The sequence below is a fragment of the Faecalibacterium sp. BIOML-A4 genome (assembly GCF_009679665.1).
GTDB lineage: Bacteria > Bacillota > Clostridia > Oscillospirales > Ruminococcaceae > Faecalibacterium > Faecalibacterium taiwanense.
Genome location: NZ_WKZG01000011.1, coordinates 76,205 through 101,452 on the forward strand (window position 1 = coordinate 76,205; position 25,248 = coordinate 101,452).

26 protein-coding genes and 2 tRNA genes are annotated in these 25,248 nt (G+C 59.4%); 15 read left to right on the forward strand and 13 right to left on the reverse strand.

Features of this window, described 5'->3' with window-relative positions; genetic code table 11:
- The first annotated feature begins 20 nt into the window (after positions 1 to 20).
- From GKG34_RS09020 to GKG34_RS09030, 3 genes are read left to right on the forward strand one after another with little or no spacing between them, the layout of a single operon-like run.
- On the forward strand, positions 21 to 1,007 hold the full coding sequence (locus GKG34_RS09020; RefSeq protein WP_347563448.1) for a TAXI family TRAP transporter solute-binding subunit: 987 nt from the start codon (positions 21 to 23) through the stop codon (positions 1,005 to 1,007).
- Between the two features lie 14 nt (positions 1,008 to 1,021).
- On the forward strand, positions 1,022 to 2,209 hold the full coding sequence (gene gltS, locus GKG34_RS09025; RefSeq protein WP_097775078.1) for a sodium/glutamate symporter: 1,188 nt from the start codon (positions 1,022 to 1,024) through the stop codon (positions 2,207 to 2,209).
- Positions 2,210 to 2,261: 52 nt separating this feature from the next.
- A complete protein-coding gene (locus GKG34_RS09030; RefSeq protein WP_097775079.1) occupies positions 2,262 to 2,465 on the forward strand; it encodes a hypothetical protein in 204 nt (67 codons plus the stop codon).
- 139 nt (positions 2,466 to 2,604) lie between these two features.
- Here the strand turns inward: GKG34_RS09030 and GKG34_RS09035 are convergent, their stop codons facing one another.
- On the reverse strand, positions 2,605 to 3,975 hold the full coding sequence (locus GKG34_RS09035; RefSeq protein ID WP_154256050.1) for an NCS2 family permease: 1,371 nt from the start codon (positions 3,973 to 3,975) through the stop codon (positions 2,605 to 2,607).
- Positions 3,976 to 4,356: 381 nt separating this feature from the next.
- On the opposite strand from GKG34_RS09035, the gene GKG34_RS09040 reads away from it, so the two are divergent.
- The 10 genes from GKG34_RS09040 (at position 4,357) to GKG34_RS09085 (ending at position 14,190) form a co-directional block, all read left to right on the forward strand.
- Positions 4,357 to 4,638 carry a chemotaxis protein gene (locus GKG34_RS09040; protein ID WP_097775081.1) on the forward strand — a complete coding sequence of 94 codons (282 nt, stop codon included), beginning with the start codon at positions 4,357 to 4,359 and terminating at the stop codon, positions 4,636 to 4,638.
- A complete protein-coding gene (locus GKG34_RS09045; RefSeq protein WP_097775082.1) occupies positions 4,635 to 6,083 on the forward strand; it encodes a phage terminase large subunit in 1,449 nt (482 codons plus the stop codon). The genes GKG34_RS09040 and GKG34_RS09045 overlap by 4 nt, the downstream gene beginning before the upstream one ends.
- Before the next feature lie 12 nt (positions 6,084 to 6,095).
- Positions 6,096 to 7,910, forward strand: coding sequence for a hypothetical protein (locus GKG34_RS09050; protein WP_154256051.1), 1,815 nt, complete (start codon positions 6,096 to 6,098; stop codon positions 7,908 to 7,910).
- Between the two features lie 16 nt (positions 7,911 to 7,926).
- A complete protein-coding gene (locus GKG34_RS09055) occupies positions 7,927 to 9,015 on the forward strand; it encodes a ribosomal-processing cysteine protease Prp (protein ID WP_154256052.1) in 1,089 nt (362 codons plus the stop codon).
- Between the two features lie 22 nt (positions 9,016 to 9,037).
- A complete protein-coding gene (locus tag GKG34_RS09060) occupies positions 9,038 to 10,042 on the forward strand; it encodes a N4-gp56 family major capsid protein (RefSeq protein WP_154256053.1) in 1,005 nt (334 codons plus the stop codon).
- Between the two features lie 13 nt (positions 10,043 to 10,055).
- Complete coding sequence (locus tag GKG34_RS09065) at positions 10,056 to 10,271, forward strand: hypothetical protein (RefSeq protein WP_097775085.1); 216 nt, start codon at positions 10,056 to 10,058, stop codon at positions 10,269 to 10,271.
- Positions 10,272 to 10,342: 71 nt separating this feature from the next.
- Entirely contained in the window at positions 10,343 to 10,726 is a 384-nt protein-coding gene (locus GKG34_RS09070) for a hypothetical protein (protein WP_005944627.1), read from the forward strand.
- A gap of 12 nt (positions 10,727 to 10,738) precedes the next feature.
- A complete protein-coding gene (locus GKG34_RS09075; protein ID WP_097776398.1) occupies positions 10,739 to 12,622 on the forward strand; it encodes a hypothetical protein in 1,884 nt (627 codons plus the stop codon).
- 3 nt (positions 12,623 to 12,625) lie between these two features.
- Positions 12,626 to 12,811, forward strand: coding sequence for a hypothetical protein (locus GKG34_RS09080; RefSeq protein ID WP_005944623.1), 186 nt, complete (start codon positions 12,626 to 12,628; stop codon positions 12,809 to 12,811).
- Positions 12,812 to 12,825: 14 nt separating this feature from the next.
- Positions 12,826 to 14,190 carry a cell envelope biogenesis protein TolA gene (locus GKG34_RS09085; RefSeq protein WP_154256054.1) on the forward strand — a complete coding sequence of 455 codons (1,365 nt, stop codon included), beginning with the start codon at positions 12,826 to 12,828 and terminating at the stop codon, positions 14,188 to 14,190.
- A 419-nt stretch (positions 14,191 to 14,609) separates the two neighbouring features.
- Here GKG34_RS09085 and GKG34_RS09090 read toward each other — a convergent pair.
- From GKG34_RS09090 to GKG34_RS09105, 4 genes are all read right to left on the reverse strand, one after another.
- Positions 14,610 to 14,686 (reverse strand) — tRNA-His (locus GKG34_RS09090).
- An 8-nt stretch (positions 14,687 to 14,694) separates the two neighbouring features.
- Positions 14,695 to 14,768: transfer RNA gene (locus GKG34_RS09095), tRNA-Arg, on the reverse strand.
- Between the two features lie 144 nt (positions 14,769 to 14,912).
- Entirely contained in the window at positions 14,913 to 15,449 is a 537-nt protein-coding gene (locus tag GKG34_RS09100) for a phosphatase PAP2 family protein (RefSeq protein ID WP_044954070.1), read from the reverse strand.
- A gap of 32 nt (positions 15,450 to 15,481) precedes the next feature.
- Entirely contained in the window at positions 15,482 to 16,045 is a 564-nt protein-coding gene (locus tag GKG34_RS09105; RefSeq protein ID WP_005944615.1) for a DUF1643 domain-containing protein, read from the reverse strand.
- A gap of 172 nt (positions 16,046 to 16,217) precedes the next feature.
- On the opposite strand from GKG34_RS09105, the gene GKG34_RS09110 reads away from it, so the two are divergent.
- Positions 16,218 to 18,143, forward strand: coding sequence for a BMP family ABC transporter substrate-binding protein (locus tag GKG34_RS09110; RefSeq protein ID WP_005944613.1), 1,926 nt, complete (start codon positions 16,218 to 16,220; stop codon positions 18,141 to 18,143).
- Between the two features lie 37 nt (positions 18,144 to 18,180).
- Positions 18,181 to 18,837 carry a metallophosphoesterase family protein gene (locus tag GKG34_RS09115; protein ID WP_005944611.1) on the forward strand — a complete coding sequence of 219 codons (657 nt, stop codon included), beginning with the start codon at positions 18,181 to 18,183 and terminating at the stop codon, positions 18,835 to 18,837.
- A gap of 133 nt (positions 18,838 to 18,970) precedes the next feature.
- Here the strand turns inward: GKG34_RS09115 and GKG34_RS09120 are convergent, their stop codons facing one another.
- The 8 genes from GKG34_RS09120 to GKG34_RS09155 all read right to left on the reverse strand — a co-directional run bounded on the left by GKG34_RS09120 (position 18,971) and on the right by GKG34_RS09155 (position 25,237).
- Entirely contained in the window at positions 18,971 to 19,279 is a 309-nt protein-coding gene (locus GKG34_RS09120; protein ID WP_005944609.1) for a DUF6465 family protein, read from the reverse strand.
- Positions 19,280 to 19,577: 298 nt separating this feature from the next.
- Positions 19,578 to 20,057: a hypothetical protein gene (locus GKG34_RS09125; protein WP_005944606.1), complete on the reverse strand. Its 480-nt coding sequence runs from the start codon at positions 20,055 to 20,057 to the stop codon at positions 19,578 to 19,580.
- A gap of 252 nt (positions 20,058 to 20,309) precedes the next feature.
- On the reverse strand, positions 20,310 to 20,948 hold the full coding sequence (locus tag GKG34_RS09130) for a GDSL-type esterase/lipase family protein (protein WP_005944601.1): 639 nt from the start codon (positions 20,946 to 20,948) through the stop codon (positions 20,310 to 20,312).
- Positions 20,949 to 20,954: 6 nt separating this feature from the next.
- Complete coding sequence (locus GKG34_RS09135) at positions 20,955 to 21,884, reverse strand: ROK family protein (protein WP_005944598.1); 930 nt, start codon at positions 21,882 to 21,884, stop codon at positions 20,955 to 20,957.
- Positions 21,885 to 21,899: 15 nt separating this feature from the next.
- A complete protein-coding gene (locus GKG34_RS09140) occupies positions 21,900 to 22,604 on the reverse strand; it encodes an N-acetylmannosamine-6-phosphate 2-epimerase (RefSeq protein WP_005944596.1) in 705 nt (234 codons plus the stop codon).
- 3 nt (positions 22,605 to 22,607) lie between these two features.
- A complete protein-coding gene (locus GKG34_RS09145; RefSeq protein WP_005944594.1) occupies positions 22,608 to 23,057 on the reverse strand; it encodes a YhcH/YjgK/YiaL family protein in 450 nt (149 codons plus the stop codon).
- Positions 23,058 to 23,128: 71 nt separating this feature from the next.
- Positions 23,129 to 24,058: a dihydrodipicolinate synthase family protein gene (locus GKG34_RS09150; protein WP_097775095.1), complete on the reverse strand. Its 930-nt coding sequence runs from the start codon at positions 24,056 to 24,058 to the stop codon at positions 23,129 to 23,131.
- A 204-nt stretch (positions 24,059 to 24,262) separates the two neighbouring features.
- Positions 24,263 to 25,237 carry a carbohydrate ABC transporter permease gene (locus tag GKG34_RS09155; RefSeq protein WP_154256055.1) on the reverse strand — a complete coding sequence of 325 codons (975 nt, stop codon included), beginning with the start codon at positions 25,235 to 25,237 and terminating at the stop codon, positions 24,263 to 24,265.
- Positions 25,238 to 25,248: the final 11 nt, after the last annotated feature.

Below are 25,248 nucleotides of genomic sequence, written 5' to 3' on the forward strand. Positions count from 1 at the left end.
CGGCGGCAGGAAGAGGAGTGGTGATCTTGAAAAAGAAATGGCTCGCGGCGGTGCTGGCCGGAGCTTTGCTGGCAGCAGCACTGCTGAGCGGATGCTCGCCGGTGGAGACCGTTAAACGGCTGCGCTTCGGCGTGGCTGGCGAGGGCGGCATCTACCGGGAGTTCGGTGAGCGGTTCGCAGCATTGGAAAATGAGACGGACAACGGGCAGGTGGAGCTGAAGGCTACCGCCGGTTCCGCAGCGAACCTGCGTCTGCTGGCCGGCGAATACCTGCAGCTGGCCATTGCACAGGCAGACCTTGTGCAGGATGCCTATGACCAGACCGGCATCTTTGCCGACGAGGAGGAAAGCCGGGGCTTTGGTGCCGTGGCGGCGCTGTACACCGAGACCTGTCAGGTGGTGGTGCGGGCGGATTCCGACATCCAGTCCATTGAGGACCTGCATGGCAGGACGGTGAGCATTGGCGCGGAGGAATCCGGTTCGGAGCAGAACGCGCGGCAGATCTTATCTGCCTATGGTCTGAACGACAAGATGGTGAGCATGGTAAACCTGAACTATGAGGATGCCGCTGCCCAGCTGAAGGCGGGCAGGGTGGATGCCATCTTTATGACAGTGGGCGCGCCCAGCCCGGTGCTGACCGCTCTGGCAGGCGAGTGCGGCATCCGGCTGCTGAAGGTGGACGGTGCGGCAGCACAGCGCCTGCAGAGCGCTTACAGCGCCTACAGCGGCGTTACGCTGCCGGCAGGCACCTATCCCGGCCAGACGGAGGAAGTGCAGACGGTGGGCGTGAAAGCCGTTCTGCTGGCCAGCAACGCGCTGCCTGCAAAGCAGGTGCAGCAGCTGACACAGCTTCTGTTCTCCAGCCGGGAAGGGCTGGAAGAGCAGCTGGGCATCCCGCTGGACCCGGAGGAAAACGCAGTAGAGGGCGTTGGCATCCCGTTCCATGCGGGTGCGGCCGCATATTATAAGGCGGCAGGAATTACGGTCGATGAAGCGGCTGGGAACTGAGGGAAAGTAGAGCAATGAAGATCGAATTGGATATGTATCAGACACTGGCCGTTGCGGTGCTGGTGCTGATGCTGGGCAAATTTTTGCGGGCAAGGGTGCAGGTGCTGGAACGTTTCTGCATTCCGGCTCCGGTCATTGGCGGCGTGCTGTTCGCCATTTTTACCTGTGTGTGCTATGTGACCGGCGTTGCCGAGTTTGCATTTGATGATATTCTAAAGGAAGTCTGCATGGTGATGTTTTTCACTTCGGTGGGCTTCCAGGCAAACCTCAAGGTGCTGAAAAGCGGCGGAAGAGCGATGATCGTGTTTCTGGGCGTGGTCATCGTGCTGATCGTCAGCCAGAACTTTGTAGCCGTGGGGCTGGCAAAGCTGCTGGGCGTGGATGCGCTGGTGGGCCTTTGCACCGGCTCCATCCCCATGGTGGGCGGTCACGGCACCGCCGGTGCCTTTGGCCCGGTGCTGGAGGACTTTGGCATTCAGGGGGCCACCACCCTGTGTACGGCAGCGGCCACCTATGGCCTGATCGCGGGCAGCATGATGGGCGGCCCCATCGGTAAGATGCTCATTGAGCGGCACAACCTGCTGGCCACGGTGGTACCGGAGGATGACAGCCTGCTGGTGGAAGAAGAAATGAAGCACGAGCGCCACACCACCATGTACCCGGCGGCAAGCTTCCAGCTGATCGTCGCCATGGGCATCGGCACGGTGCTGTCCAGACTTCTGAGCCTGACGGGCATGACCTTCCCCATCTATATCGGTGCCATGATCGCGGCGGCCATCATCCGCAATGTGGGTGAGTATGGCGGTGGCTACACCGTGTATATGGGCGAGATCAATGACATTGGCGGCATCTGCCTTTCGTTGTTCCTGGGTATGGCCATGATCACCCTGAAGCTGTGGCAGCTGGCAGAGCTGGCCCTGCCGCTGATCGTGCTGCTGGCTGGGCAGACCCTGTTCATGATCCTGTATGTGGTGCTGGTGGTGTTCAACATCATGGGCCGCGATTACGACGCGGCGGTGATCGTATCCGGCACCTGCGGCTTTGGCATGGGCGCAACGCCCAACGCTATGGCCAACATGCAGGCCATCTGCGATAAATATTCGCCCTCGGTCAAGGCGTATCTGCTGATCCCGCTGGTGGGCAGTCTGTTTGCGGACTTTCTGAACAGTCTGGTCATTACGGTGTTCATCAATTTTATCTGAAGCTGATCTTTACAGTTCGGGCGGGTTTCCGCACCGGGAAAGGAGACGTGCAATGTCGCTTTATCACCATCTGAAAACGTGGCTCGGAAAAAAGCGGGAGCATCCCCATGAGGAAGAAACCGTGGCCTTGCCGGAAATCCATACCGGCAAGGTGGCACATCATACGGATGCGGACGGCACTCCGGCGGCAGATAAGCCGATCCACTACGATAACGTAGCTATCCCGGAAGTGCATATCCACCCGCGGCGCAAATAACCCCGATTGCTAAAAAAAGAATAGTTCCACGCCGGACAGCCCGGAGCGAATGCGCAGGCTGTTCCGGATCATAGGAAGCAGAAAAGCTCCCGTCCATCATCAGGACGGGAGCTTTTTTGCTTGCGGTAAGATCAGCGGCTTAGAGGAACACGTACTTGAGGATGAACAGCACGGTCAGCACATACATCAGGGGGCTGATCTTCTTTTCCTTGGCCTTGCCGGTGACCAGATTGATCAGGGTCCAGGAAATCACGCCGATGGCGATGCCCTCGGAAATGCTGTAAGCGGTGGGCATGGCCAGAATGGTCAGGAAGGCGGGAATGCCCTCGCTGGGGTCGTTGAAGTCGATCTTGACGGCAGAGCCCATCATGTAGAAGCCCACGATGATCAGGGCCGGAGCCGTTGCAAAGGACGGGATGGTGAGGAACAGAGGGCTGAAGATGGTGGCCAGCAGGAACAGGATGCCGGTGGTCATAGCGGTCAGACCGGTGCGGCCGCCCTCGGTAACGCCAGAAGCACTCTCGACGAAGGTGGTGGTGGTGGAAGTGCCCAGCACAGCGCCTGCGCAGGTGGCGATGGAGTCGGCCATCAGTGCGCCCTTGATGTGGGGCAGCTTGCCGTCCTCGTCCAGCATGTCGGCCTTGGAGGCAACACCGATCAGGGTGCCCAGAGTATCGAACAGGTCAACGAACAGGAAGGAGAACATGACGGCGAAGAAGTTCAGGATGCCAACGCCGGAGAAATCGGTCTTGAACACCTGACCAAAGGTCTTGCCCAGCGCGGAGAAGTCGAAGCTGACAAAAGCGGTGGGAATGACGGAGTACATGCCTGCGTCGGGGTTGGGAACATAGATGCCGGCGATCTCGCAGAGGATGCCCAGCACCCAGGTGATAAGAATGCCGTACAGGATGCCGCCCTTGACCTTCTTTACCAGCAGGATGGCGGTGATCACGATACCCAACAGGGCAAGGATCGCGCCCATGCCCACGCTGGAGAAGGTCTCGCCCTTGAAGTGCTGGTAGGTGACGAGGGTGGAATCGCTGTTGACGATCAGCTTTGTATTCTGCAGGCCAACGAAAGCAACGAACAGGCCGATGCCCACGCTGACGGCGCTCTTCAGGGTCATGGGGATGGCATTGAAGATGCCCTCACGGACATTGGTGAGGGACAGCACGATGAAGATGATGCCCTCTACAAAGACGGCCATCAGGGCCAACTGCCAGCTGTAGCCCATGGTGAGAACGACCGTGTAGGAGAAGTAGGCGTTCAGGCCCATGCCGGGTGCCAGTGCAAACGGATAGTTGGCAAGCAGAGCCATAAGCGCAGTGCCAACAAAGGATGCCAGCGCGGTGGCGATCAGAACGGCTTCCGAATCCATGCCGGAAGCAGAAAGGATGTTGGGATTGACCGCAAGGATGTAAGCCATGGTCATGAAGGTGGTGATACCTGCCATGATCTCGGTCTTGACATCGGTGTGGTTCTCCTTCAGATGAAAGATGTTTTCTAACATGAGGAACCTCCTGATTCAGATAAAACATCCCGTCCGTGCGTGGGACGAGAAAGAACAGAACCTATTGTAACATTTTACAAAAGCATTTGTCCACAGAATAAACACACTTTTTTCATTTTCTGTCCAAAAATCGCAAATGAGTATGACTTTGAAGGTTTTCTGCGGGTCTGCCACAAATTTTGATGGAGAAAAAACACTGCTTTTGAAAAGATACGAAACAGCGATGAATTACAAGGGACGAAAGTATACTAATCGGATTTTTGAATTTAAAATATACGTTATGGCCCTGTAAAAGTGCACACTGTTGGGAAAGCAGCACCAGTGGTATCCTTTTGCCATAGCCCAGCACACCAGGGCGGAAAGGAGCTGATACCCAACACCATGGGGCAGACAAAACAGGCCAGAGGGCTGGCCAGCCTGAGCCGAGCCACGGACACCCTGAGCACCCTGCTGGCACAGCAGGTGCGGGAACTGAATGCCCGGCAGAAGGCGGCAAAAAAGGAAGGCGCATCGGGAGCAGGCACCATGAAAGACCTCAAGGAGGCCACGGCGGTGCTCAAGGATCTGGCCGGTGTAGCCAAGACCCTGAACGATCAGGGGGCACAGGCAGAAGGAGCGGAGTGCGGCGTGGTGCTGCTGCCGACGGTGGAGGAAGAACCATGAGCATTGTACAAGCAAGAGTGCCGGTGGTCTGGCGGCCCCAGCCGCGGCAGGCCGAATTTATGAGCCGCCCGGAACCGGAAGCGCTGTACGGCGGTGCAGCAGGCGGCGGCAAGAGCGACGCGCTGGTGATCGAAGCGCTGCGGCAGGTGCACATTCCGCACTACCGGGCGCTGATCCTGCGCAAGACCTACCCGCAGCTTTCCGATTTGGTGGACAAGAGCCAGGTGTACTACCACAGGGCGTTCCCGCAGGCACAGTACAACGCCACGGCCCATGTGTGGAACTTCCCCAGCGGGGCAAAAATTTACTTTGGCTCCATGCAGTACACCAAGGACCGTACCAATTATCAGGGCAAGGCCTTCGATTTTATCGGCTTTGACGAGCTGACCCACTTTGAATGGGAAGAGTACAGCTACATGATGAGCCGCAACCGTCCCACCGGCCCGGGCACGCGGGTGTACATGCGGGCCACCACCAATCCCGGCGGCATCGGACACGGGTGGGTGAAGGCACGGTTCATCACGCCTGCACCGCCCGGCACGCCTATCACCGAAGAATACACGGTAAAGCTGCCGGACGGCACCGAACAGAAGCTGCAGCGGGCGCGGGTGTTCATCCCTTCCAGCATTTTTGATAACCCCGCCCTGCTGGCAAACGACCCCGGCTACCTTGCAAGCCTTGCCAGTATGCCGGAAGCGGAAAAGCAGGCGCTGCTCTACGGCAGCTGGGACAGCTTTTCCGGGCAGGTGTTCACCGAATGGCGCAACGACCCGGCCCGCTACGAAGACCAGCGCTGGACCCATGTGATCGCACCGTTCACCATCCCGAAGCACTGGCAGATCTACCGCGGGTTCGACTTTGGCTTTTCCAAGCCGTTCTCGGTGGGGTGGTACGCAGCGGACGAGGAGGGGCGGCTGTACCGCATCAAGGAGCTGTACGGCTGCACCGGCAGGCCGAACGAGGGCCTGCGCATCGACCCGGTGGAACAGGCCCGGCGCATCCGGGAGGCAGAGCAGAACGACCCGCTTTTGCGCGGCAGGGTGATCCACGGCATTGCCGATCCGGCCATCTTTGATGAGAGCCGCGGCGAGAGCATTGCCGCTATGATGGAGCGCAGCCCAAACTTCCTGCGCTGGTCCCCCGGCGACAACACCCGGCTTGCGGGCAAGATGCAGTTCCACTACCGGCTGAATTTTGATGCGGACGGCAGGCCGATGTTTCAGGTGTTCAATACCTGCAAGCACTTTATCCGCACGATCCCGAACCTTGTGTACGACGAAAGCAACGTGGAGGACATCGACACCCGGCAGGAGGATCACATTTACGACGAGTGCCGCTATGTGCTGATGGAGAACCCTATCAGCCCGCCGGTGCGCTGTGCTGCGCCGCCCATGCCCGACGACCCGCTGAACCTGCACAAGCGGGCAAGATTTTACAGAATTTAAAGGAGAAACGCAATGGACGATTACGAGAACGAAGCTTTGCCCGTGGGTGAAGCACAGGTGGCCGAGGCCATGCAGACCTTGCAGCGGTACAAGGCGGGCAAGGCTGCGCTGGACAAGCGTATTGTGGATAACGAGCTGTGGTTCCGCATGGGCCACTGGAAGAACTACCAGAACCCCATGATGCCCGGCAAGGCCCAGCCTTCCAGCGGGTGGCTGTTCAACAGCATTGCCAACAAGCACGCCGATGCCATGGACAACTACCCGGAACCGAACGTGCTGCCCCGAGAGGCAGATGACGAGGACACCGCACGGGCACTTTCCAGCGTTTTGCCGGTGGTGCTGGAACAGGCCGACTACGAGCAGGTATACAGCGACTGCTGGTGGCGCAAGCTCAAACAGGGCACCGGCGTGACCGGCATCTTCTGGGACCCTGCAATGCGCGGCGGCATTGGCGACATTGCGGTGCGCAGCGTGAACCTGCTGATGCTCTACTGGGAGCCGGGCGTGGCGGATATTCAGGCATCGCCGGACTTTTTCAGCCTGAGCCTTGAGGACACGGCCCGGCTGTGCGCGCAGTACCCGCAGCTGGCAGGACACACCGCCAGCGTGCTGGACGTGCCCCAGTACATCCACGATGAAGGGCAGGACACCAGCTCCAAGAGCGTGGTGGTGGACTGGTACTACAAGCGCCCGGATGAAACGGGGCGCATGATGCTGCACTACTGCAAGTTCTGCAACGGCGTGGTGCTGTACGCCAGCCAGAACGACCCGGCGCTGGCAGAAAGCGGCCTGTATGACCACGGGCAGTACCCCTTTGTATTTGACCCGCTGTTCGTGGAGGAGGACAGCCCGGCGGGCTTTGGCTACATCGATGTGATGAAGGACTGCCAGACCGCCATTGACAAGATGAACCACGCCATGGACGAGAACGTACTGCTGAGTGCAAAGCAGCGGTATGTGCTCAGCGACACGGCAGGGGTCAACGAGGAAGAGCTGGCCGATTTCAGCCGGGACATCGTGCATGTGGTGGGACGGCTCAACGACGACAGTTTCCGTCCGCTGCAGACGGCGGGCCTGCAGGGCAACAGCCTGAGTTACCGCCAGAGCCGCATTGAAGAGCTGAAGGAGATCAGCGGCAACCGGGACATGACGCAGGGCGGCACTGCCGGAGGTGTGACCGCAGCCAGCGCCATTGCGGCCTTGCAGGAGGCAGGCAGCAAACTCAGCCGCGATATGCTCAAGAGCGCCTACCGTGCTTTTGCAAAGCAGTGCTATCTCATCATCGAGCTGATGCGCCAGTTCTACGACGAGCAGCGGGTATTCCGCATCGTGGGCGAAAGCGGCGAGAGCCGGTTCGTGCCCTTCTCGGCGCAGGCGCTGCGGGCGGTGCCCGGCGGCAGCGTGGGCGGCGTGGAACTGGGCAGCCGGGAGCCGATCTTTGACATCGTGGTGAGCGCCGCCAAGAAGAGCACCTTCAGCCGCCTTTCCCAGAACGAGACGGCCAAGGAGTGCTATCAGCTGGGCTTTTTCAAGCCGGAAAATGCCGATGCCGCCCTTGCGGCACTGGAAATGATGGACTTTGAAGGCATTGAGAAGGTGCGTCAGAGGGTGCGGCAGAACGGCACCCTTGCCCAGCAGCTGGCTAGGATGCAGCAGCAGATGGCACAGATGGCGGCGGTGATCGCCCAGCAGGGCACCGGGCCTGACGAACCGGCCCGCAGTGCAGGCGGTGCGTCTGCGCAGAAGGACGGGCAGGCGGTAAAGCTGGCGGGCCTTGGCAATGCCCTGCCGGTGGCCGCCGCTGCACGTGCCATGGACATCCATTAAAAAGGAGGTGAATTTTATGATGAAAGTTTGTTACAGCGAGATGGATACCCCCGCCGGGCTGAGCTGCCGGCTGGAAGCTGCCGGTCATGCAGGCTATGCGCCTGCCGGGCAGGACATCGTTTGTGCAGGAGCCAGCACCGTGATGCAGGGCCTTGTGTACCTGCTGGCCGGGGAAGAAAACGCCCACAGCGAAGCCTTTGATGAGCCGGACGGCCCGCGTCTGGCAGTGAGCGTGGATGCGCCCTGCGAAGAATGGGTGCGCGGTGCCTTTGAGCTGGCCAAAGCCTGCTTTGTGCTGCTGGCCGAACGCTACCCGGAGAATGTCCGCTTTGCGGATGTGAGCCGCAGAGGAAAGGAGAGCATGATGGATCTGCAGCTGTTTGCAGCGGAGGCGACCGCCGCCTGCGGCGGAAACAGGGAGCCGAGGCTGGGGCAGCGGCCAGCAGAACACGAGTGCCGCTCAAGGCACGAAGTGGACGCTGGGAGCCGCAACCCGTGGGGAACCTTTATGCTACAGCTCTTTGCAGAGGGAGAAGCCGCTCCCCCGGCCCTGAGCGAAGCGCAGACCCGGCAGGCGGTGGCCTCCGGCACCATGAAGCCGGACGAAGCAAAAGTACCCGCTGCGCCGCAGGCTTCGGCAGAGAAAACCGTAGAGCTGCAGCCGGAAAAGCCCCGGCAGGAACTGCCTGTGCAGCGCCCGGAACTGCCGCCGCTGTCCAGCTTTGCCCGCAGCACACAGGCTGCTGTGCACAGCCTGCATGCCCGCTGGGCGGCAGAGGAAGCGGCCATGCGCCGCAGCCAGCCGGACTTCGACCTGCAGAACGAGCTGCGTAGCCCGGAGATGCGCCGCCTGATGCAGCTGCCCGGCATGAGGGTGCGGGATGCGTACCGTCTGGCCCACTACGACGAAAACCTGCGCACTGCAGCGCAGGCTGTGGAGCAGGGCGTGGTGGAACGCATTCAGCAGCGGGCCGCACGGCCCACCGAAAACGGCATCCGGCCCGGCGGCGCGGCTACCGTCCGCCCGGATGTAGCCAGCATGACCCGCGCCCAGCGAGAAGCACTGGAACGCCGTGTGCTCCACGGAGCACAGATCGAATTGTGACTATTTTACAAGAGAAAGGAATATGAGCATGAACAAGAATTTCAACATCCAGCTGTTTGCGGAAAACCTGAACACCACCGCTACCATGTCGAAAGAGATGAAGACCTTCTACGAGAAGCGTCTCATCGATCAGGCAGAGCCGCGTCTGGTGCACGACCAGTTTGCGGACTACTACCCTGTGCCCCAGAACGGCGGCAAGACCATTGAGTTCCGCAAGTACGACAGCCTGCCCAAGGCATCCACTCCGCTGACCGAGGGCGTGACCCCGAACGGTCAGGCACTGAATGTGACCACCATCACCAGCGATCTGCACCAGTACGGCGGCTGGACTCCGCTGACCGACGTGCTGCAGATGACCGCCATTGACAACAATGTGGTGCAGGCCACCCGTGTGCTGGCAAGTCAGGCAGGCCGCACCATGGACAGCATTACCCGCGATGTGCTGGCGGGCGGCACCAATGTGATCTATGCGCCCAAGCTGGCCGCAGGCGGCACCGAGACTGCCGTTGCCAGCCGCAAGGCACTGGACAAGACCTGCACCCTGACCCCGAAGCTGTTCTTTCAGGCAGCGGCGCAGCTGGGCGCGATGAACGCCGACCCCATCGGCGACAGCTACATTGCCATCATCCACCCCTACGCTGCCTACGACCTGAAGACCAGCAAGGAGTTCATTGAGGTGCACAAGTACGCAGACCCGGACACCATGTTCCGCGGCGAGATCGGCAAGCTGGGCAACATCCGCTTCATCGAGACCAGCGAGGCCAAGATCTGGAAGGATTCCACCTGCCCGGACGGTCTGGCTGTGTTCGGCACGCTGGTGCTGGGTGCCCACGCCTACGGCGTGACCGAGCTGGAAGGCGGCGGTCTGGAGCACATCGTCAAGCAGCTGGGCTACGGCGACGACCCGCTGAACCAGCGCGCTTCCGTGGGCTGGAAGGGCATGCGTGCGGCAGAGCGTCTGGTGGAGCAGTACATGGTGCGCATTGAAAGTGCGTCCAGCTATTCCGCCACCGCTGCTGCAAACTGAGGAGGCGTGAGCCATGGCTGAAAAGAAAAATGTGCGCATCCGGCTGTTCAAGGATAACAGCCGCTACAAGGGCGATCTGTTCGTCAGCGTGAACGGTGTGAACTATAAGATCCGCCGCGGTGTGGAGGTGGAAGTGCCGCCCGAAGTGGCCGAGGTGCTGGAGCACAGCCAGATGCAGGATGAGCTGACCGCCGCCCGCATTGCGGCGGCAGAGAACGCCGCCCAGTAAACCCGAAACAGACAAAAAGCCCGGCTGGGGAGCCTGCCCGGCCGGGCCTTTATAAAAAGGAGAGTGAGTATATGACCGTAGGACAGGCGCTGGAACGCGCCGAAGAGCTGCGCCCGGGCAGCCGCATTGCGCTGGCCACCCGGCAGGCGTGGCTGAAGGAAGCAGACGCGATGCTGCGGGAACGCTTTTTTAAAAACAGCATCACAGATGCATACGACGATGTGGGCGCAGACCTTGCATGGGACGACAGCCTGCAGGACGACGATGTGCTGCTGGCACCGGCACCTTTTGATGCGCTGTATCCGCATTATCTGTGTGCCATGACCGATGCGGCCCTTGGTGAGACCGACCGCTACGTCGGGGAGCAGGCCCAGTACAACAGTCTGCTGGCAGATCTGGCGGCGTGGCTGCGGCGCAGCTACCCGACCCTGACGGGTGCCCAGTGGCGCTGGTAAGGAGGTGAGAGCATGGTTCTGGCAAACAGAGCGAAGCTGCAGAACAGCCGCAGTCTTGTGCGGGTATTCGGCGGGCTGAACGAGACCTATGCCTGCTCGGAAGCAGAGTACAGCGCGGGTGTGAATTTTTCTGCCCGGGATTTCCCGGCGCTGAGCACCCGCAAGCCGCGCCGCAAGCTGAGGGAGTTGACCGGGCTGAACGGCATGTATCACCTGAACGGGCTGCTGACCGTCTGCGGGAAGGATCTGATCTACACGCCGGATGCCGACGGCGCGAACCCGGTGACCTGCACCGAGGCAGTGACCGACGGCAAAAAGGCACTGGTGGGCATTGGTACAAAAATCCTGATCTTCCCGGACAAGGTAGCCTTTGATACAGCGGACGGAAGTGTTTCGGCACTGGGAGCTGTATGGCAGGCAGAGGGACAGAGCGTGCAGTTTGCACCCTGCGATGCCGCGGGCAAGGCCTACGAGGTGAGCGGTTACGGCAAGGAGGAACCGGAGAAGCCTGCAGACGGACAGCTCTTTTTGAAGGTGGAGGACGAGGAGCACCCATGGGCCAGCACCAGCACACTGGAAGAGTACAGCGCATCCTCCGGCAGCTGGACGGCAGTGCCGCTGGAATACTGCCGCATCACAGCGGCGGGCGCGCAGAGGCTATTTGCCCAGTGGGACACCGTGACCGTGCAGGGCACGGCAGCACAGCAGGCTGGCATGTGGACAAAGCTGGACGGGGATCTGGTAGTTTACGATGTGCTGGAAAACGGGCTGCGCGTGCGGGTAAGCCCGGAGGGAGATCATGTTTACGGCACGCTGGTGCAGAGCGCCGAGAGCGCCCAGTGGACCAGCTTGGACGGCAAGGAGACACGCAGCTTTGCGGTGAGCACGCCGGTGCGGATGGAACGCCGCGTGCCGGATCTGGACTACGTTACCGAGTGCGACAACCGGGTATGGGGCTGCAGCAGCAAGGAAAACGTGATCTATGCCTGCCGCTTAGGCGACCCCACCAACTGGTTTTCCTACCGGGGCATTGCGGCAGACAGCTACGCAGTGACGGTGGGCAGCGATGGTGCGTTTACCGGCGCGGCCACATGCATGGGCTATGCGCTGTTCTTTAAGGAGAACACACTGCACAAGCTCTATGGCTCCAAGCCTTCGGATTTTCAGCTCACCTCGCTGCGCTGCCGGGGCGTTGCCAAAAACGCGGCGCGCAGCCTGTGTGTGCTGAACGAGACGCTCTATTATCTTTCGCCGGACGGTGTGATGGCATGGGACGGCAGCATTCCAACAAAAGTGTCCGGCGCGTTGGATTCGGGCCGGCTGGCCAATGTGCAGAGCGCGGTGGGCAGTGCGCTGGATGGCCGCTATTACCTGCATGTGGCCCGCACGGCGGCAGGCGAAAATACGGCAAGGCTGCTGGTGTACGATACCGAGCGCGCGCTCTGGAGCGAAGAAAACGTGTGCTCCTACGAGATGACCAGCACCGGCGGACAGCTTTATCTGTGGGACGGGCAGGCACTGTGGGCCGCAGATCCCAGCCGTGAAGCGGACTGGCAGGCCACCGACGGTGTGGAGGAAAAGCTGAACTTTGAGCTGACCACTGGTGACATTGGGCTGGACGGGGCCGAGGACCGGTATCTTTCCCGACTGACGCTGCGGCTGGATGCCGAGTGCAGCAGTACGGTGGAGGTGGCCGCCAGCTATGACGGCGGCCCATGGGAGACGGTGGCAAGCCTGACGGCACAGGACAAGCGGCGCAGCTTTGATCTGCCGTTCGTGCCCCGGAGGCACGGCACCCTGCGGCTGCGCCTGAAGGGCAGGGGACAGATCACCCTGCGCAGCATTGCAAAAACAATGGCCGCTGCCAAGGGCGGCATTGCAGGCGGGGAGGTGTGACGAATGGCAAGCGTGATGGGCATTAACAAGATCGGCCTGCCCAAGCTCAGCGAGAACATGGACCCGGAGGATGCCCGCGCCCTGCGCAGCTACCTGTACCAGATGCAGGAACAGCTGCAGTATGTGCTGAGCAATCTGGACGTTGAGAACATGTCCGACGAGATGCGCACGAAACTGCAGAATTTATAAGGAAAGGATCATATATGGCAAACAGAAAGAAAAAGGACGAAGCGCTTGCCGCTGTGCAGGCGCAGACGGAGGGCAGCGGCCAGCCTGCCGTGCAGAGCGGCTATTCGGCAGCGGGACTGGACAGCCGCTCGGAGGTGGAAAACGCGCTGGCAAATTCCAGCTACAAGCCCAGCCAGACCGTGACGGATGCTGCAAATGCGCTGAAGGAGTGGCAGGCAAACCGCCCGGGCGATTATCAGAGCAGCTATCAGGAGCGGATCGATCAGCTTTTGAACCAGCTGCTGCAGCGTGAGAGCTTCCAGTACAGCTACACCAAGGATCCGCTCTACCGCCAGTACGAGCAGAACTATTTGCAGAACGCCCACAACGCCAGCGCAGATGCTGCGGCGCAGGCTGCAGCCCTGACCGGCGGTTATGGCTCCAGCTATGCCACGAGCGCCGCCCAGCAGGCGTATCAGCAGCAGATCGGTGCGCTGAGCAGCGCCATCCCCACGCTGTACAGTCTGGCACTGGATACGTATACCAGCGGCGGCAACGAGCTGGTGAGCCAGCTGGATCAGCTGAACAACAGCGAACAGGATGCCCAGCAGCAGTACAACAACAAGCTCTCGGACTACTACACTCAGCTGCAGCAGAAGGGCGAAGCATACAACAACGCCTATGCGCAGGACTACAGCGCGTATCAGGATTATCTGAGCCAGCTGGGCACCCTGCACGATTATTACTCCGCGCAGGAACAGCAGCAGGCAGCACGCCGCCAGCAGGTGTTCAGCAATGTGATGACCGTGCTGGGTGTGCTGGGCGATGCGGTGCAGATCGTTCTCAGCGGCACCACGGGCGTTGGCTCCATGCTGAGCGGCCTGCTGAATACCGGCTACAACATCTACTCCGGCAACCGTCAGTACGAGGCAAACCGTGCGGACACTCAGTGGAACCAGCAGCTGCAGGAGCGTCAGTATCAGGACAGCCTGAACCAGCAGCGCTACGAGAACGAGACGAGCGAGCGGGAGTATCAGGACAAACTCAACCAGCAGAAATTCAACAACGATGTCACAAGCCAGAAGCTGAACATCGCACTGGGCGAGTGGAACCTGAAAAAGTCCAATGCAGCGCAGAAAGCAAGCCGCGCTGGCAGCACGGCGGCAGGCAGTAAGACTGGCGGCACTGGCACGGGCAGTACGTCCTCCGGTACAGCCAACCGCAGCACGGGCACTGCCACCCGTCTGGGCAGTGACACCTCCCGGAATGTGACGGTGCCCTACATGGCCATGCTGATGCGCAGCCAGGGCAAGAGCGATACCAGCATCAGCACCGCACTGCGGCAGGATGGCTATTCCAGCGCAGAGATCGCACAGATCCTGCAGCAGATGAGGCGCTGACCGTTCGGGTGGATACCAAACAATAAAAAGCATGTGCAGAGCACACAGGAGCCGTTCCGGCCAGAGGTGTTCTGCACATGCTTTTTTAGCAGAAAATAATGGTGTGCTGTTCGAGTCCCACTGGGATACCCCTACCAAATAAAAAATCCGCTGTTTTGAACAGCGGCAGAAGGTTCCCCGGTAGACATTCCTAAGGGATGGAACCCGCAGCAGAATCTGACGGTCAGGGCCTTACGGGTTGTGTTTGCTGATTTTTCCGCAGCCCCTTGGCAGGGCTTTGAAAAATCAGAACACGGCCCCAACAACTCCTCCCTGTTTCGGCCGCAGGCCGCGGTCGTCGTCGTTGCTGTTCGAGTCCCACTGGGATACCCCCGCCAAATAAAAAAATCCGCCGATGCAAAGCATCAGCGGATTTTTGGTGGGGTGCCCAGTGGGACTCGAACCCACGGTCTCCAGATCCACAATCTGGCGCGTTAACCGACTACGCTATGGGCACCACATAGATGCGCCCGAAGGGACTCGAACCCCCGGCCCACTGCTTAGAAGGCAGTTGCTCTATCCACCTGAGCTACGGGCGCACGTTGTAATCCCATGGGTTCCATTATGGCGGCAGCTGTGTGTCGGCACACGCTGCGAGAAGTATAATACCATACAGGTCCCATTCTGTCAAGCAAAAAATGCAAAAATCTTTTTTCTTTTTTCAAAGCCCGCAAAGCACTGCTTTACAGCAGCCACATGCCTGCAAAGCCCAAAGCAAAGCCAAGCGCGGCTCCGCCCACGACATCGCGGATATGGTGCACGCCGGTCAGCACACGGCCAACACAGATGAGCACCGTGATGCCCACCATCACCCAGCCCGCCTTCGGGTAGAAATACATCCATACCATGGCCAGCACGGAAGCGCTCAGCGCGTGGCGGGATGGGAAGGAGTGTCCCCGGGTCTCCTTGTGCCGCAGCGGTTCAAAGCCGGGCTGTTCATAGGGACGCGGCAGGTTCAGCCTGTCCCGCAGGATGGTGCCGCCCCAGAAGGTAAGCCCCGGCACGAACACCGTCCGCGCAATGACGGCGGTGAGGTCCAGCGCGGCCTGACGCTGACTGCCCAGCAGCCGAAACAGCCGGACGTTCAGCAGGCAGAGCAGCACCGGATAACATACAAAAGGGATGAGCGGCAGCCAGCGGTCCAGTGCCACCACACAGCGCTTGGCTGTGGGGTGGGCATCCATCCAGCTGTGCAGGGCGTGATAATGTTCTGCGGTCAAAAAAGATCCCTCCGCATCGGGCACCTGAAAAATTAAAAGCAGGTGTCCAGATAATTTTCCACATCAAAGGGTTCCGGGGTGGAATCCTTGCGCAGGTACAGCGGGTGGTGGGGGTGGCCCTTTTTGCTGCGCCTGCCAAAGGTGACCCACGGGATCTCCCGCTCCCGCGTCAGGGCCACCATCTCCCGCATGAGGCCGGGCAGATAGTCCCGCTTTTCGATCAGCGTGCCCCACGCTGCCCACATGGTGGGTTCGGTCTGGGCCAGAACGGCTTTGAGCCAGCGCAGGTTTTCGTCACACAGGGCGCGGTCTGGCACACGGTCCATATCGTTAGGGTCGGTGGCGCGCTGGGGATACACGTTGAACATGATCCAGCTGTCAAAGCCGTTGGCGGCGGCAAGACGCTCCACACTTTTCAGGGTGGGGTCCAGTGCGCCGGGCTGGGCGGTGCTGGGGTTGATGCCAATGCATACCAGCGGGTGGGTGCCAACGCGGCCCAGTACGTAACGGTAAGGCTGATATGTATGCGGCTCGTAATACCAGATGCCGCCGGGATATTCGTCGGCCTTGAGTACGGGGATCTGTTCGGTCTGCATGGAAAGAATGCTCCTATCATTGTTTGCTTTCTATTATCGTACCTGAAACTGCAGGATAAATCAACTCTTTTGTGCGGAAAATCCTCCCATAAAATCAAATTTCATGGTATACTAAAGAAGGACGCTGCGGCAGCTGGCTGCAGCGCATTGCAGCTGAGAAAAAGGAGCAACTATGCTGGAAGATTACAAGAACGCACTGAAGAGCGGCCAGCGTGCTTACCGTGCCTGTGTGGCGCGCGGCCAGTCGCCGTATCTTGCGGTGCTGGACGATATTCTGGTCAATGTGAACATCGTGGCGCAGGAGCCGCTGGGCCTTGTGGAGATCCCGGCGGAAAGCATCGTCGGCACAAAGACCAGCGGCCGTCACACCGCCTTTGCACCGAACTTTATGCCCCTGCTGGAGCCGGACACCGAGTTTGCAGGCAAGTGGTCAAACCTCTGCGATGCACATCTGGAAGAGGGCATCCACACCCCCATCATCGCCTACGAGTTCCTGAACAAATTCTATGTGCAGGAAGGCAACAAGCGGGTATCGGTGCTCAAGTATTTTGATGCGGTCAGGATCGCGGGCACGGTCACGCGGCTCGTCCCGGAACGGAACGACAGTCTGGAAAACCGTATCTACTACGAATTTCTGGATTTTTATAAGCTCTCCAAGGTCAACGATGTGCATTTCTCCCGTCTGGGGGGTTACGCAAAATTGCAGACGCTGGTGTGCAAGGCCAGCGGTGAAAGTTGGACGGATGATGACCGGCTGAGCTTTTCCTCCTTCTATACCATGTTCCGCCAGCAGTTTCTGGCTCTGGGCGGCGGCGGACTGAATCTGACTGCCGGCGATGCCATGCTGGTGTATCTGTCGGTCTACCGTTACGCGGATGCCTGCGAGAGCACGCCCAGCCAGATGAAGCAGAATCTGGAAAAGCTGTGGGATGAGGTGAAGGTGCTCACCGAGCCGCAGGCCGTGGCCCTTTCGCTGGAGCCGAAGCAGGGCCCAGGCGAACCGCTGCTGGCAAAGCTGAACATCTTTACAAAGCCCAGCGAGCTGCGGGTGGTGTTCCTGCACGAGCACAACGCCGAAAACAGCGCATGGGTGCGCGCCCACGACAAGGGCATCGAAGCGCTGCAGCAGGCGTTCCCGGATCGGGTATTCATCACCCGCAAAGAGAACATCGAGCCTGAGGTGGACGCGGAGCAGGTGCTGGAGGATGTGGCTCACGACAATGCCGACGTGGTGTTCACCTCAAGTGCCCGGATGCATACCGCCTGCCTGAAGGTGGCGGCCCAGCACCCCAAGACCCGCATCCTGAACTGCTCGCTCAACGCGCCGCATCCGCTGGTGCGCACCTACTATCCCCGCATGTATGAAGTGACCTATCTGCTGGGAATGCTGGCCGGTGTGCTGACCAAGACCGACCGCGTGGGCTATGTGGCGGCAAACCCGGTGTACGGCATCCCGGCGGCAGTAAACGCCTATGCGCAGGGCCTGAAGACCGTGCGCCCGGACGCAAAGGTGGTGCTGCGCTGGGCCTGCCTGCCGGACCCGGCACACCCGCTGGATTTCTCTGACCGGCCGGATGTGGAGATCTTCTATGCCCGGGATAACCGCGAGCCGGAAGGCACCCACCGGGACTACGGTCTGTGCCGCCGCCAGCCGGACGGCACCCTGCAGCCGCTGGGCCTGCCGGTGTGGCGGTGGGATACCTTTTATACCGAGATCATCCGCTCCATTTTTGACGGCGCGTGGGACAGCGATGCAGCGGGAGCCAGAGCCGTGAATTACTGGTGGGGGATGAGCAGCGGCGCAGAGGAGATCGATTACAGCAAAGACCTGCCCGCAGGCACTTTACAGCTGCTGGACCTGATGGAAAAGATGCTGAGCGAGAACAACCTGCGCATCTTCCCGGAAGACCTGTACGCGCAGGGGCATGTGCTGCACTCGCCGGAGGCCGTGGTCTACAGTCCCAAGGAATTGATGGAGATGGACTGGCTGGACGAATGCGTGGAAGGTGCGCTGCCGCACTACGATGAACTGGATGTAAAAACGCATGTGCTTATGGCAATCAACGGCCTCAATACCCTGAAAGGGTTTGTGAAATAAGCGGCCCTCAGGCCGAGAGAGAACGGAGCAAACCGATGTGAAAATTCTTGCAATTTCGGATGTGCCCTCTAAAGCACTGTGGGACTACGGTACCCGCGAACATCTGGAAGGCATCGACCTGATCCTTTCCTGCGGGGATCTGCCGCAGAAGTATCTGGAATATCTTACGAACTTTACGGCTGCGCCCATCTTGTATGTCCACGGCAACCACGACGGCAGTTACAGGGAAAATGAACCTGGCGGATGCATTTGTGTGGACGACAGCGTGTATGTGTGGAAGGGCCTGCGCATTATGGGACTGGGCGGCAGCATCCGCTACAATAACCGGGAGGACAGCTTCCAGTATACGGAAAGGGAAATGCGCCGCCGTGTGCGCAAACTCTGGCGCAAGGCCCATCATGTGGGCGGCATCGACCTGCTGCTCACCCACTCCCCGGCGGCTGGCCTGAACGACAGCACGGATCATGCTCACAAGGGCTTTGCGTGCTTCAATGATCTGATGGATGAATACGAGCCGCAGTGGTTCGTGCACGGCCATGTGCACCTGAACTATGATGCAAAGCTGCCGCGCGTGTGCACCCGCGGCAAGACCACCGTGATCAACGCTACCGAGCGCTATGTGTTCGAGATCCCGGACCCGGACCCCGTGATCCAGCATTATCCGTTCTGGAAAAGATGGTTTGATGTAAAATGAAAAGCTGCCTTGCATTTTTGGATGCAGGGCAGCTTTTTTTACGGTTTAAAATGGAGCCTTGTGTGGGAACGGACAACCTGCCGCAAAACAGGTGCGGAGTGCTTTGCAGCAGGAGAAAAGAATACAGGAAAAGTTACAGCTCCAGCTTGCCGGAGACTTTGTTGATCACGTAATAGGCAGCGTCTTCCTCGGGCTTGACGTATACCTTGCAGGACTGCACGCCAACCTTGTGGGTAGCGCGGTAATCGGCCTTGGCACGGTCAATGATATCGGTCACGTTGTACTGTTTGCCGCTGAACTCCACGTACAGCTCCGGTGCAAGCGGGGGACGGCCGCGGCGTGCAGGGGCCTTGGCAGATTTACGGGTCTTAGACTCCTTGGCCTCAGCGGCAGGAGCTTCCACAGCAGGAGCAGCCGCTGCGGTCTTTTTCTTTTCGGGCATAGATAAACCCCTCCTTGATCGTATTTGAATGCTGCACAGGGGGCTGCACAGCATTGGCTCCATGAAATATATTACTTATATAATAAGTTTTTAGAAATGGTTTGTAAAGTCTTTTTTGCAAAAAACTTTCGGAAAAAGGCAGGAAATCGGGTGTGAAACTCACTGGAATGCATTTTGATGCAACAGTATTACGGAACTGCCACAAAAACACGCAAAAAAGGCGGACCTTTCTGGTTTGCGCCGGGAACGCTCCCGCTACAAACCCGGCGGGTAAAAGCGGCGGCTTTCCGGCCCGGATTTACTCCCGGCAAAGCTCCTTGGCGCGTTGCACAACAGGGGCAAGAAGCTCCTCGTCCCAGTCCTCGGCAAGAGTGAACAGCAGCTGATAAACGGCGGCCTGTGTCTGACCCTGCGGGCGCTTTTGGGCCAGCGCAAACGCGGCAGAAAGCATTTGCAGCTTGAGGGTGCGGATACTCTCGGGCGCAGCCCACAGGCGGACAAAATCGTAATCGTTCGTGTTGCCGCAGGGCATGGCACAGGTGGCGCAGCCCGGGGCAACGCGGTGCTTTTCAGTCTGGACGATGGCAAGCATCCGCTGCAGCCTTTCCTCCGGTGCATCCGGCTGCGCGGCAAGGCGCAGACCGGCGTTCAGCACCTCGTCGGTGTCGTCCGTTTTGGGCTCGTTGGTGGTGGCCCGGGCAAGCCCCACGAGGGCACCCAAAAGGGTATCTCTTGCCTGCTGAGCAGGGGTGACAGGCGCTTTTAAAAGTTCAGACATGGCACAGTTCCTTTCAATGGATCTTTCTGCGGAAAGTATAGCCGATTCTGCTATGTTTTACAAGATGAACAAAACGGAAATTAAAAATAAAATATAGGCTGCTTGTGAGTTTGATGCCGTTTGTGGTTATGACCCTATTTCGTGAAAAAAAGTTCTCAAAAAGCCCGCAGGCTTTTTGAGAACCCAATAAAAATAATAATTCCGCTAAAGATGCTCAGAGCGAAGCAGAGAGCATTTAAAATCGTACTCAGCTCAGATCAGGCCCGGCACTTCTTTTGCCAGCAGCTCCGCCAGCTGTGCGTGGCCCTTGCGGGTCAGGTGCATGAAGTCCACCTTGTTGAACTCGCAGTCCTTTGCGTCCAGGAAGTGCACGCCCTGCCGCTCGCAGATGATGCGGAGCTGCTCTGCCACACCGGCAGATTTTTCCACACAGCCATCGCCCATCACAGCGTCGTGGAAGCCTGCACCGATGGGAGGAGGTGCCACCACCAGAATGTTGGGCTGCTTGGTGCCCCAGCAGTCCACGCTCTTGGCTTTGAGGATCAGCCGCTCCATGCCCGCAGCGATGCAGGCGGCGTTGGCACCAAAGCGCTCCTTGACATCGTTCGTGCCCAGCATGATGATGAGCAGGTCGATGACCTCATGACTCTTGAGCAGGGCATAGATGACGCTGAGGGCATCCATGGATTCGTGGATAGGGTCCACAAATACGGTGGTGCGGCCGGAAAGTCCCTCTTCGGTCACAAGGTATTCGTCGCCCAGCGCCTTCTGCAGGCGGCAGGTCCAGCGCTCCTCTTCATTGAAGCGGATGCCGTGGTCGGCGCAGTCGTTCGGGTCGGCACAGTAGCCGTGGGTGTTGGAATCGCCCAGACAGAGGATATGTGTTTTCATATATGATTACTCCTTTTCCATGGTCTGTCGGAAGTAGTACACTGCGCCCACCATACCGGCATCGTTGTGCAGCTGAGCGGCGCGCACTTCCAGCCCCTCTGCAAAGGCGGGCATGACCGATGCTTTCACCTTTGCGGCAATGGGTTCGATCAGCAGTTTCTGCTGCGCGCTCACGCCGCCGCCGATCAGAATGAGCTGCGGGTTGAAGATGTGCACCATGCCTGCAAGGCCCTGTGCAATCTCGTCCGTCCAGTGGTCCAGCAGGGCAAGAACTGTCTCGTTGCCTGCTTCGGCTACGGCAAAGATGGCGCGGCCATCCTTCCAATCGGGGTTCTTTTCCTGTGCGGCGCGCACCAGCGCGGTGGTGGCAGCGTAGCGTTCCCAGCAGCCCTTTGCGCCGCAGGTACAGTCCACACCGTCCAGCGCGTGGGTGCGGTAGTGACCCAGCTCACCGCCAAGGCCCCGTGCACCCTCTAACAAATGGCCTCCGGTCAGGATGCCGCCGCCCACGCCGGTGCCAAGGGTCACACCGATCACGTCCGTATAGCCCTGTGCAGCGCCGACCCACACTTCACCCAGTGTCATGCAGTTGGCATCGTTGGCCACTGTGACGGGCAGGCCGAAGTCCTCTTCCAGCGCAGACTTGATAGGGCTGCCGATGTAATTGGGGAAGTTGCCGCAGGTACCGGCTACGATGCCCTTGCGGCTGTCGATCTGACCGGTGGCCGAAACGCCGATGCCCGCAAGGCTTTCCACCGGGATGGAATTTGCGGTCAAAAACTCCTTTGCGGCCCTGCGCACGGTGGTGAGAACAGGCGTCTGGTAGCCGTCAAAGCTGACGCTCTCTTCGCCCTTGAGCAGCACCCTGCCGGTCTCGTCCACGATGCCCAGCTTGACGGCTGTGCCGCCGATATCAATGCCAAAATACTGTTTCATTCGGCACACTCCATTTTACTTTTTTGCGGCGTTGATGGCACCGGTAAAGCGGGCCGTGATCTCTGCAGGGCGGGTGATGGCACCGCCCACCACCAGTGCGAATGCACCGGCTTCCAGCGCCTTGACCGCCTGCTCCGGGTAGTGGATGTGGCCCTCGGCAATGACCTTTGCCGGGCACTCTGCGGCCAGCTTATGGACAAAATCAAAGTCGATATCGTCAATGCCTTTTGTTTCCGGGGTGTAGCCGCGCATGGTGGTGCCCACAAAGTCGGCACCGGCTTCGGCGCAGGCCATGGCGTTCTCAAAGTTGTCGCAGTCGGCCATGACCAGCTGGTCGGGATACTTTGCCTTGATGGCGCGGATGAACTGGGCAGAGGTGGAGCCGTCCGGGCGCAGGGCACCGGTGCCCTGCACGGCAAGGATGTCCACGCCGCACTCCACCAGCTCGTCCACTTCCTTCATGGTAACGGTGATGTACATGGGCGTGCCGGGGTAGTCCTTTTTGATGATACCGATGACCGGCAGATCCACCACCTGCTTGATCTGGGTGATGTCCCGCACGGTGTTGGCGCGGATGCCCACAGCGCCGCTCATGGCGGCGGCTTTTGCCATCAGCGGCATCACGCCGCCTTCTTTCGTGTACAGGGGCTCCGTCTCCAGTGCCTGACAGGAGACGATCAGACCGCCTTTGATCTGAGCAAACAGCTTTTCCTTATCCATCGTTCAATCCTCCATCCGAATCTTTACAACAGCCTTGCGCACGCCCACACAGCCGTGCTGTACAAGGCCGGGTTTGTGCAGCTCCGTGGGAAAGAACAGCACAAAGCGTCCTTCGCCCAGTGTGCCGGTCACGACACTGGCGCTGTCCTGAAAACCGCAGTCGCCGGTAAAATCGCCAATCTCCCTGCCGGGATTTGTGGTAAAGCCCCAGCCCTCGCTGCCGGTGATGTCGAGCTGCAGGTCGGCGTACTTTTTGTGATATTCCGGGTGGTAGCCATCGTCCGAATGGAGCGTGGCATCCATCGTGTTAATAAAAACTTCCTCGCCATCCACCTCGGTGCGGCCCAGAGGCAGGCTGGCAGGGTCGTGGGTCAGCAGGTAATCAATGGCCGTGTCGAGATTTTTGCAAAGGCCCTTGTAGCGCGTCAGGTGCTGCAGGGTATCACAGATCATAAAACGTCCCTCCAAAAACAAGCGCCCGCTCTCCCCTCTGAAAAGAGACGGAGAGGGGCGCTGCTTCAATTTTACAGCTTTGCGATGGCAGCTTCGATCATGGCCTGTGCTTCGGCCACGATGGCTTCATCTTCCGGGATCAGGCCGGGCATCGGCTCACGCACGCCGCCCAGCTCCAGACCGTACATCCGGCGCAGGATCTCCTTCTGCACGGCGTACAGGTTGCCGTGGGCTTCGCACATCTTGTAGATGATGCGGTCGGCCTCGTACTGAATCTCCTGAGCCTGCTTGATCTCGCCCTTGTTGATGTGATCGTTCATGGCCAGATACAGCTCGGGCATGACGGCGTAGGTGCCGCCGATGCCGCCGTCTGCGCCGATCACGCGGCCGGAAACAAACTGCTCATCGGGGCCGTTGAATACCACAAAGTTCCCCTCGCCGCGGGCGGCGATGCCGGCATCCTTGAACATCTGGATGTCCTGGGTGGGCATGGAGCTGTTCTTCACAGCCACTACATTGGGGTTCTTGAGCATTTCCTTCAGCAGGCTCATGGTCAGGCCGGTGCCTGCCAGCTGCGGGATGTTGTAGATGACGAACTCGGTGTTGGGAGCAGCAGCGGACATATCGTTCCAGTACTTTGCAATGGCGTACTCCGGCAGGTGGAAGTAGATGGGAGGAATGGATGCAATGGCATCCACGCCCACGCTCTCGGCATGGCGGGCCAGCTCCACGCTGTCGGCGGTATTGTTGCAGCCGACATGCGCAATGACGGTCAGCTTGCCCTTGGCTTCGCTCATCACGGCTTCCAGAACGGCCTTGCGCTCATCTACGTGCTGGTAGATGCACTCGCCGGAGGAACCGCCTACATACACGCCCTTGACGCCTTTGGCGATCAGATGGCGGGTAAGGGCCTTGACACCCTCGGTGGAAATGTTGCCCTCTGCGTCGTAGCAGGCGTAAAAGGCGGGGATGACACCCTGATATTTTTTGATATCTTTCATGTTCCAAACCCTTCTTTAAAAATAGTAATAAATACCGATGAAATGGTTTTGCATCAAGCTCGTACGCTTTCTGTTCCGGGCAGCGGCATCAGCGCCCTCTTGCGGTGCCCTGCATCCGCTTCGGCCCTTGGGCGGGCCTTGCGTCTTGCAGACCGCTGCGCCAAAAATCCCTCCCTGTTTCCGCCGCAGGCGGCGGTCGGGATTTTAGCCCTTAACAGCACCCATTGCGATGCCCTTGGTAAAGTACTTCTGGAAAATGAGGAAGATGATGATGATAGGCACAGCAGCCAGTGCGGCACCTGCCATGATCAGGCCAAAGTCGGTGCTGTTCTCAGCCTGCAGCTTTGCAATGCCCAGAGAAATGGTCAGGTTGCTGGTGCTGGACAGCATGATCAACTGCATGAAGTAGTCGTTCCAGCTGTTGATGAAGGTGAAGATGGCCAGTGCGCCGATGCCCGGCTTGACCATGGGCAGCACGATGTCGATAAAGGTCTTGGCCTCGCTTGCACCGTCGATGCGGGCCGCTTCCAGCATCTCAGTGGGGATGCCCTCACTGAACTGCTTCATCAGGAACACGCCAAAGGGCCAGCCCACGATGGGGAAGATGACGGCCCAGATGGTGTTGTACAGGTTCAGGCTGCTCATTTCGCGCAGCAGGGGAATCAGAATGACCTGCTTGGGCAGAGCCATTGCACACACGATGAGGGTGAACAGCAGCTTGCGGCCTACAAAGCGCTTTTTTGCCAGTGCATAGCCGGCCATGGCGGCGGTGATGCAGGTGAGGATCATGGACATGACGGCCATGAACACGGTGTTGATCATCCAGCGGATGGCAGCGGGAGCGGTGGGGCCTACCGAGAAGTAGATGGGCTCGCCGTTAGCGCTGAACTTGGAGCCAAAGGGCACAGCCAGCTGCCACAGCGGGGCGCTCTTGCCGGAAAACAGCTTCTGATAGTTGGTCAGCACCCACTGGCTGGGCCACCATTCCGGGGTGGTGGCGTTGATGGCGGCACCGGTCTTGAAGGAACCGGTGATGATCCAGTACAGCGGGAAGGCGAACAGCACCGCAACGATGCTGATGAGGATCAGCGTCAGGATCATGTAGGCGCTCATCTTCTTGAGCTTGCTGGGGTGACGCTTCAACGGTTTTTGCTTTTTTGCAGCGGCATTTGCACTCATTGTCCGGCACC

What these genes read in the sequence shown, in the direction of transcription:
- gltS (WP_097775078.1), top strand. Translation starts at nt 1,022, where the DNA reads ATGAAGATCGAATTGGATATGTATCAGACACTGGCCGTTGCGGTGCTG.
- GKG34_RS09030 (WP_097775079.1), top strand. Translation starts at nt 2,262, where the DNA reads ATGTCGCTTTATCACCATCTGAAAACGTGGCTCGGAAAAAAGCGGGAG.
- GKG34_RS09035 (WP_154256050.1), bottom strand. Translation starts at nt 3,975, where the DNA reads ATGTTAGAAAACATCTTTCATCTGAAGGAGAACCACACCGATGTCAAG.
- GKG34_RS09040 (WP_097775081.1), top strand. Translation starts at nt 4,357, where the DNA reads ATGGGGCAGACAAAACAGGCCAGAGGGCTGGCCAGCCTGAGCCGAGCC.
- GKG34_RS09045 (WP_097775082.1), top strand. Translation starts at nt 4,635, where the DNA reads ATGAGCATTGTACAAGCAAGAGTGCCGGTGGTCTGGCGGCCCCAGCCG.
- GKG34_RS09050 (WP_154256051.1), top strand. Translation starts at nt 6,096, where the DNA reads ATGGACGATTACGAGAACGAAGCTTTGCCCGTGGGTGAAGCACAGGTG.
- GKG34_RS09055 (WP_154256052.1), top strand. Translation starts at nt 7,927, where the DNA reads ATGATGAAAGTTTGTTACAGCGAGATGGATACCCCCGCCGGGCTGAGC.
- GKG34_RS09060 (WP_154256053.1), top strand. Translation starts at nt 9,038, where the DNA reads ATGAGCATGAACAAGAATTTCAACATCCAGCTGTTTGCGGAAAACCTG.
- GKG34_RS09065 (WP_097775085.1), top strand. Translation starts at nt 10,056, where the DNA reads ATGGCTGAAAAGAAAAATGTGCGCATCCGGCTGTTCAAGGATAACAGC.
- GKG34_RS09070 (WP_005944627.1), top strand. Translation starts at nt 10,343, where the DNA reads ATGACCGTAGGACAGGCGCTGGAACGCGCCGAAGAGCTGCGCCCGGGC.
- GKG34_RS09075 (WP_097776398.1), top strand. Translation starts at nt 10,739, where the DNA reads ATGGTTCTGGCAAACAGAGCGAAGCTGCAGAACAGCCGCAGTCTTGTG.
- GKG34_RS09080 (WP_005944623.1), top strand. Translation starts at nt 12,626, where the DNA reads ATGGCAAGCGTGATGGGCATTAACAAGATCGGCCTGCCCAAGCTCAGC.
- GKG34_RS09085 (WP_154256054.1), top strand. Translation starts at nt 12,826, where the DNA reads ATGGCAAACAGAAAGAAAAAGGACGAAGCGCTTGCCGCTGTGCAGGCG.
- GKG34_RS09105 (WP_005944615.1), bottom strand. Translation starts at nt 16,045, where the DNA reads ATGCAGACCGAACAGATCCCCGTACTCAAGGCCGACGAATATCCCGGC.
- GKG34_RS09110 (WP_005944613.1), top strand. Translation starts at nt 16,218, where the DNA reads ATGCTGGAAGATTACAAGAACGCACTGAAGAGCGGCCAGCGTGCTTAC.
- GKG34_RS09120 (WP_005944609.1), bottom strand. Translation starts at nt 19,279, where the DNA reads ATGCCCGAAAAGAAAAAGACCGCAGCGGCTGCTCCTGCTGTGGAAGCT.
- GKG34_RS09125 (WP_005944606.1), bottom strand. Translation starts at nt 20,057, where the DNA reads ATGTCTGAACTTTTAAAAGCGCCTGTCACCCCTGCTCAGCAGGCAAGA.
- GKG34_RS09130 (WP_005944601.1), bottom strand. Translation starts at nt 20,948, where the DNA reads ATGAAAACACATATCCTCTGTCTGGGCGATTCCAACACCCACGGCTAC.
- GKG34_RS09135 (WP_005944598.1), bottom strand. Translation starts at nt 21,884, where the DNA reads ATGAAACAGTATTTTGGCATTGATATCGGCGGCACAGCCGTCAAGCTG.
- GKG34_RS09140 (WP_005944596.1), bottom strand. Translation starts at nt 22,604, where the DNA reads ATGGATAAGGAAAAGCTGTTTGCTCAGATCAAAGGCGGTCTGATCGTC.
- GKG34_RS09145 (WP_005944594.1), bottom strand. Translation starts at nt 23,057, where the DNA reads ATGATCTGTGATACCCTGCAGCACCTGACGCGCTACAAGGGCCTTTGC.
- GKG34_RS09150 (WP_097775095.1), bottom strand. Translation starts at nt 24,058, where the DNA reads ATGAAAGATATCAAAAAATATCAGGGTGTCATCCCCGCCTTTTACGCC.
- GKG34_RS09155 (WP_154256055.1), bottom strand. Translation starts at nt 25,237, where the DNA reads ATGAGTGCAAATGCCGCTGCAAAAAAGCAAAAACCGTTGAAGCGTCAC.